The 6939-nt window shown below is 73.9% G+C and carries 5 protein-coding genes; all 5 read right to left on the bottom strand.

Annotated features, from left to right (window positions below):
* On the bottom strand, positions 1–2889 hold a 2889-nt coding region (locus FF041_RS13720), incomplete at its 3' end, for an ATP-binding protein (protein WP_153523091.1).
* Between the two features lie 60 nt (positions 2890–2949).
* The gene (locus FF041_RS37835) at positions 2950–3120 is read right to left on the bottom strand and encodes a hypothetical protein (RefSeq protein WP_194292016.1); all 171 of its coding nucleotides are present in this window, start codon (positions 3118–3120) and stop codon (positions 2950–2952) included.
* Positions 3121–3415: 295 nt separating this feature from the next.
* Positions 3416–4036, bottom strand: coding sequence for a hypothetical protein (locus FF041_RS13715; protein WP_153523090.1), 621 nt, complete (start codon positions 4034–4036; stop codon positions 3416–3418).
* Positions 4037–4084: 48 nt separating this feature from the next.
* Positions 4085–4687, bottom strand: a complete 603-nt coding sequence (locus FF041_RS13710; RefSeq protein WP_153523089.1) for a GNAT family N-acetyltransferase — start codon at positions 4685–4687, stop codon at positions 4085–4087.
* 22 nt (positions 4688–4709) lie between these two features.
* Positions 4710–6932, bottom strand: coding sequence for an MMPL family transporter (locus FF041_RS13705; protein ID WP_153523088.1), 2223 nt, complete (start codon positions 6930–6932; stop codon positions 4710–4712).
* Between the last annotated feature and the right edge of the window lie 7 nt (positions 6933–6939).

Below are 6939 nucleotides of genomic sequence, written 5' to 3'. Positions count from 1 at the left end.
CGGGGTCAGCCCCAGCGCCGGCCCGGGACGGTCCTTGGCCGGGGCAGCGGCCGGACCGGGGGCCGGACCGGCGGTCAGGGAGAGACGGGCGTGCTGCGCCAGCAGGGCTATGTCCTCCGCCAGCGGACGCGCGCCCAGCACGCGGGCGCTCTCCCCCGCCAGCCGCAGCAGCTCTCCGGCCAGCTCGCGGTCCGAGGGCAGGAGGGCCTGCGCCCGGCGTGCCCGTACCATCGCCCGCTCATGGGGGAAGTCGACGCTCTCGAAGGCCAGGGCCGCCTCCGCCCAGTCCCCGGCGGTGTCCCGGCCCTCCGCGCGGCTCAGTTCGGCCCGTACCCAGCGCTCATGGGCCGCCCAGACGGGTACGGCGGCGGCGAGCGGGCGTGCCCGCTCGCGGATGAGGTCCAGTGCCCCGGCGCGGCCCGCTTCCGCCGCGGGCAGGCCCCGGGTGTCGGCCTCCAGCGCCGCAGCGGCGCGCAGCAGCGGCCAGGCGTACCGCTGGCTGCCGGGCGGGAAGCCGTCCCGCGCCGCCCGCTCGAACTCGGCCCGGGCCTCCGCTATCCGCCCCTGCGCCGCCGCCACGCCGAGCCCGACGACGGCCAGCGGCAGCGAGGACTGCGGCATCGGATCGTGCTCCCCGAAGTGGGCGCGGGCCGCCGTCAGCCATTCGCCAGCCCCGGCCACATCGCCCCGGGCGAGCGCGAGGTGGGCGAGCTGGACGGCGGCGAAGCCCCGGGGCTTGGGGCTCAGACCGACCCGTAGCGCCCGCTCGGCGGCGGTGACGGCCTCGTCCCAGCGGCCCAGGCTGTAGTACGACTCGGACAGGTTGCCCAGAATCCACGCCTCGTAGTCCACCAGACCGTAGTGGTCGGCGAGCTCGATGCCCTCGGCCATCACATCCACGGCGTCCTGTGAGCGGCCGACGTTCTCCAGCAGGGCCGGGAGGTTCACATGGACGCGGCCGATGAGGGTGGGCAGTCCGAGGGAGATCGCCCGCTCCCGGACGGCGTGGAGCTCGGCTATCCCGGCGTCGATGTCGCCGGCGTCGGCCATCAGCACACCGAGCACGACCCGGGACCGCAGCTCGATCTCCTCCTCGCAGACCATCCGGGCGTACTCCACGGCGCGCTCGGCCGTCGCCAGGGTGTCGGGGCCGGGGGCGTGCAGCCGCTGCCAGCCCGCGGCCTCGGCGAGCACCTCCGCGTGCACGGCGGAGGGCGGAAGCCCGCGCACCAGCTCCTGCGCCTCCGCCAGTTCGGCCCAGCCGTCGCCCCGGCCGAGGGCGGAGACCAGCCGGGAGCGCTCCACGGCGAACCAGGCGGCCCGGAGCGGGTCCCCCTCGGCGGCGGCGAGCCGCTGACCGCGCTTGGTGATCTTCAGCGCCCGCTCCCGCTCGCTGCTGAGCCGCCCCGCGACGGTGGCCTCCGCCATCAGATCGAGAAAGCGCAGCGGGGTGGTCTCGGGGTCGCAGCCGCACGCCGGATACGCCTCCGCGTAATCGAGGGGCCGCAGTTGGGCCCGGATCTCGTCGGGGACGCACTCCCAGAGCTCCATGGCCCGCTCCAGCAGCCGGAGCTGCTCGGCGTAGGCATGGCGCAGCCGGGCCGCGACGGAGGCGCGGAGCACGGCGGGCAGGGCTTTGACCGGGACATGGGCCTGGTACCAGTAGCTGGCGAGGCGGGTGGCCCGCTCGTCCCTGCGCACCAGCCCGGGATCGGCCTCCAGCGCCTCCGCGTACCGCCGGTTGAGCCGGGAGCGCTCGCCGGGAAGGAGGTCGTCGCTGACGGCCTCGCGCGCGAGGGAGTGCCGGAAGCGGTAGCCGTCGCCGTCCGCTGTGGCCAGCAGGATGTTCGCGCCGACCGCGGCCCGCAGCGCCTCGATGAGGTCGTCCTCGGAGAGCCGGGCCACGGCGCGCAGCAGTCCGTACTCCACGGTGGAGCCGCCCTCGGCGACGATGCGGGCGACGCTCTGGGCGTCCTCGGAGAGCGCCTCCACGCGGACGAGCAGGATGTCGCGGAGCGAGTCGGAGAGTCCGCGGGTGCAGCCGTCCGCCATGCTGCGGGCGAGCTCCTCGACGAAGAAGGCGTTGCCGTCCGAGCGCTCGAACACGCGGTCCACCATGGCCGGTTCGGGTTCGGCGTCGAGGATGCCCGCGAGCTGGCGGTGGACCTCGGTCCGGCTGAACCGGGTCAGCTCGATGCGCTGGACCGTGCGCATCCGCTCCAGTTCGGCGAGGAAGGGCCGCAGCGGGTGACGGCGGTGCACATCGTCGGAGCGGTACGTCGCGACGAGGACGAGCCGCCCCCGGCGCAGCGTGCGGAAGAGATAGGCGAGCAGATGGCGGGTGGAGGCGTCCGCCCAGTGCATGTCCTCCAGGACCAGCACCACCGTACGGTCGGCGGCGATCCGCTCCAGCAGCCGCGCGGTCAGCTCGAAGAGGCGTGCCAGGCCCTCCTCGTCGTGCCTGCCGTGCTCGCTCCGGTGGTGCTCGCCCAGCTCGGGCAGCAGCCTGGCGAGCTCGCCCTCCTGGCCGGGGGCGGCGGCTGCCAGCTCTCCGGGCAGCCGGCGGTCGAGCGCCCGCAGCGCGCTGGAGAAGGGCGCGAACGGCAGTCCGTCCGCGCCGATCTCGACGCATCCGCCGACCGCGACGACGGCGTCCCTGCGGGCCGCCTCGGCGAGCAGCTCCTCGATGAGCCGGGTCTTGCCGACGCCCGCCTCGCCGCCGATGAGGAGGGCCTGGGGCGCTCCGGCGGACCGGACGCCCGCCGGGGCGTCCGCCGGGGCGTCCGGTGTGCCCGAGGCATGGATGAGCGCGTCGGTGAGCACGGACAGCTCACCGGCACGCCCCACGAACACGGGGCTGACGGATCTTGTCTCCACGGCGTCGAGCATGGCACAGCGGTCTGACAGCGCGGCAGCCGCCGCCGGGGCGATGGTGATCGGAACCCCTGGTCAGGCGGCCCGGGCGAACCGTTCACGGAGGCCGCTCACCCGGCCCTCCCCGTCCTGGGCCGGATGCTTCGCGGCACGGCGGGCCCGGCGTGCCTGCCGGGCCAGTCGGCGGGTCTCGGCCCGCTCGATCAGCTCGGCGCTGCGCAGCTCCTGAAGGCGGTACTGGAACATGTCGTTCTCCCTGGGGTCCGGATCGGTCCGGCGTTCTGCCGGATCACCAATCTCGTCCACCAGGCGGGCGGGCCGCATCGGGAGGCTGCCGCATCTTCGCGGGGGCGGGGGCCTTAGGACGCCGGAGGCGGCGGGGTCCCCGGGGCCTCGCCGCCCTAAGGCGGCCCTGGCCAGGGTCTTTCGTCCGGGTAAAGGCCCGGGTCGGGCCCGGTCGGGGTCGGGTCAGGCCCGGGTCGGGGTCGGGTCAGGCCCGGGTCGGGGTCGGATCGGGCCGGGTAAGGCCCGGGGACACGGCTTAGGAGCCGCCCTGGGGGAGCGCCAGGATGAGGTCGAAGTACATGCTGACGGAGGCGAGGATTCCGATGCCGCCGAGCACTGCTCCGGCGACGGCGCAGGCCCGTACCCAGCCGGGTCGGCCCGGCCGGGTGAGCACGGTGACTCCGACGATCAGCGCGAGGAGCGCGAAGATCCCGTTCACCAGGGCGGTGGTGTGCCAGGCGTCTCCGTAGACGGCGGAGATCTGCTCGGCGACGCTCCCCCCCTGGGAGCTCTCCAGCTGGCCGAGGAGGGTCTGGCGCTCCGCGGCGACCTGGCCGACCCAGCTTCCGCTGAGACCCACGACGCCGAGCGCGGTGGCGACGACGCCGGCCGCGGCGGACAGCAGACCGGAGGACTCCCGGGGCTTCTCCTCCGGTATCCCACCGTCGTCGGCGTCCTCGATGCCCTCGGCGCCGTCCTCGTCAGCGGGCGCGGCGGGGGCGTCAGCGGAGGCGTCGGGCCCGGCCGTCCGGTCCGCCGCGGCGGCGCCCGTGGCCTCCGGTTCCGCTACCGCTACCGCTTCCGTCGGCCGGGCGGTGTCCTCGGCGTCCTTCCGGTTCGTCGCGTCGGTGTTCTTCTCGGTCTCCGTGGGGTTCATTCGGCGCACGCTAGGCGGCCCGTCTGAGAGTCCCCTTAACAAAGAGCCTCAACGAGCGTCCGCCGCGATCGCGCGCGACTTCCGCCACTCGGGCCCCAGCACCGACCAGACCTCCATGTCGTGCCGTACGCCTCGGTAGGCGTAGGACTGGCGCAGCACGCCGTCCCGGGTCATCCCCAGCCGCTCGGCGACCTTGACGCTGGCGCCGTTCTCGCTGGAGACGACCCATTCGACCCGGTGGATGCCCCGCTCCACAACGGCCCAGTCGATGATCACCCGGGCGGCCCGGGTGATCAGTCCGCGCCCCACGGCGGCCGGCTCCAGCCAGCAGCCGACCTCGCAGGTGCCCGCAGCCGCGTCGAAGGTCCTGAAGAGAACCCCGCCGACCAGCGTTCCCGCCAGCCAGATGCCGTAGAGCCGTCCGCTGTCGGCGGCCTGCCGGTCCGCGTACAGCTGGAGGTAGCCGCGCGCCGAGTCGAGGTCGGCGACGACGTCCGGGAGGCCGATGTACTCGCCGATGTACTCCCGTCCCCGGTCCATATGGGCGAGGAACTCCTCAGCCTTCCAGGGCTCCAGAGGACGCAGTTCCGCGCTCTCGTCGCCGGCAGAGGCCGAGGTCGGACGCAGGGGTCCCAGGGGTATGGCGAACATCGTGGTCTTTCCTCCGGAGCTGTCACGGCACAAGCTGTTCGTTCCCACTTGTGCGCTGCTCAGGAATCCTCGCATGTCCCTCGCGGCGGGGCGCTTCGACGCTGATCCGGGGCAGCCGTCGCGCCAGCGACCGCGGCAGCCACCAGTTCGCTCCGCCGAGCAGATGCATCAGGGCGGGCACCAGCAGCGTACGCAGCACGAAGGCGTCCAGCGCCACGGCGGCGGCGAGCGCGATGCCGAACATGGCGATGACCCGGTCGCCGGTGAGGACGAAGGCGAGAAAGACCGCGATCATGATCACGGCGGCGGAGTTGATCACCCGGCTGGTCTCGGCGAGTCCGACCCGTACCGCCCTGCGGTTGTCGCCGGTCGCGAGCCACTCCTCGTACATCCGGCTGACCAGGAAGACCTGGTAGTCCATGGAGAGTCCGAAGAGCACGGAGACCATGATGACCGGCAGGAACGGTTCGATCGGGCCCGCGCTGCCGAGGCCGATCAGTTCGCTGCCCCAGCCCCACTGGAAGATCGCGACGACGACGCCGAAGGCGGCGGCCACGGCCGCCGCGTTCATCACGGCGGCCTTCAGGGGGACGGCTATCGAGCGGAAGGCGAGAAGCAGCAGCAGACAGCCGAGGGCGACGACGACGCCGACGAAGAGGGGCAGCTTGCCGACGATGACGTCCGCGAAGTCGTCGTAGCCCGCGGTCACACCGCCGACGTACACCTTCAGGGGGGCGTCGCCGACCGCGGCGGGCAGCAGGTCGCCGCGGAGCCGGTCGACGAGATCGCTGGTCGCGCGGGACTGGGGCGAGGAGTCCGGTACGACGGTGAGCAGCGCCGTATCGCCGTCGCGGTTGTAGACGACCGGGCCGGTCGACGCCACTCCCGGGGCGTCCCGGAGAGCGCCGGGCAGCCGGTCCATCGCCCTCCGGTCGCCGGCGCCGTCGATGCGGGCGACCAGCGTGAGCGGTCCGTTGACGCCGGGGCCGAAGCCCTCGCTCCGGGGGCCGCCGTGCGCCAGCAGGTCGTACGCCTTGCGGGTGGTGGCGGTGGCGGGGTCGTTGCCCTGGTCGGATGTGCCGAGGTGGAGGGAGAAGGCGGGCAGCGCCAGTACGGCGATGACGGCGGCGGCGACGGTCCCCAGCGCGGCGGGCCGTCTCGCCACGAACGCGGACCAGCGGGCGGCGAATCCGGTCGGGGTCTCGGACAGGGGCCCGTGGTCCCGCAGACGCCGTCGTTCGCGGGAGCTCAGAGCGCGCATGCCGATGAGGGAGAGCAGGGCGGGCAGCAGGGTGATCGACGCGGCGACGGTGAGCAGTACGGTCAGACAGGCGGCGATGGCCACGCCGTCGAGGAAGTCGAGGCGGAGGATGAGCATCCCGAGCAGGGCGATGCAGACGGTGGCTCCGGCGAAGACCACCGCACGGCCGGTGGTGGCGACGGCTTCGCGCACGGCTTCGGCGACCGGCAGTCCGGCGCGCAGGCCCTTGCGGTGCCGGGTGACGATGAAGAGGGCGTAGTCGATGCCGACGCCGAGCCCGATGAGCATGCCGAGCATCGGGGCGAAGTCGGCGACGGTCATGGCGTGGCCGAGGAGCACGGTGCCCGCGTAGGCCGTGCCGACGGAGACGAGAGCGGTGGCGATCGGGAGCAGACTGGCGGCGAGCGATCCGAAGGCGAGGAAGAGCACGACGGCGGCGACGGCGACGCCGACGATCTCGGCGGTGAATCCGCCGGGGGTCTCGGCGAGCCCGACCGCGGGGCCGCCCAGCTCGACCTGGATCCGGTCGGTGGCGGCGGACCGCGCGGTGTCGACGACCTTCTCGATCCGGGGTGCGGGTATGTCCTGAGCGGGCTCGTCGAAGGTGACGGTGGCGTACGCGGTCCGGCCGTCGGGGCTGACGCGGGCGGCACCGCCCGCCTCGTAGGGGCCGGTGACGGCGGCCACCGAGTCGAGTCCGGCGACGGCGTCCAGCATGCGGGTCATCCGCTCTCGGACCGCGGGCGCGCGGGCGTCGCCGTCCTCGGTGTGCCAGACGATGGTGTCGCCGTCCCCGGCGAGTTGGGGGAAGCCCTGGTCGAGGAGGCGGGCGGCGTGGCCGGACTCGGTGCCCGGGACGTCGTAGTCGTTGGAGTAGGCGGTTCCGGCGGCGACCGCGGCGAGGGAGACGCCCGCGCAGGCCAGTGCCCAGAGCAGTACGGTGACGAGTCGGTGCGTGATGCACCACCGGGCGATGGCTGCCAACGGACGT

The sequence above is a fragment of the Streptomyces jumonjinensis genome (assembly GCF_009600885.1).
Taxonomy (GTDB): Bacteria; Actinomycetota; Actinomycetes; order Streptomycetales; family Streptomycetaceae; genus Streptomyces; species Streptomyces jumonjinensis.
The sequence above is the reverse complement of the archived record's forward strand: the minus strand, read 5'-3'. Positions and strand labels throughout refer to the sequence as shown.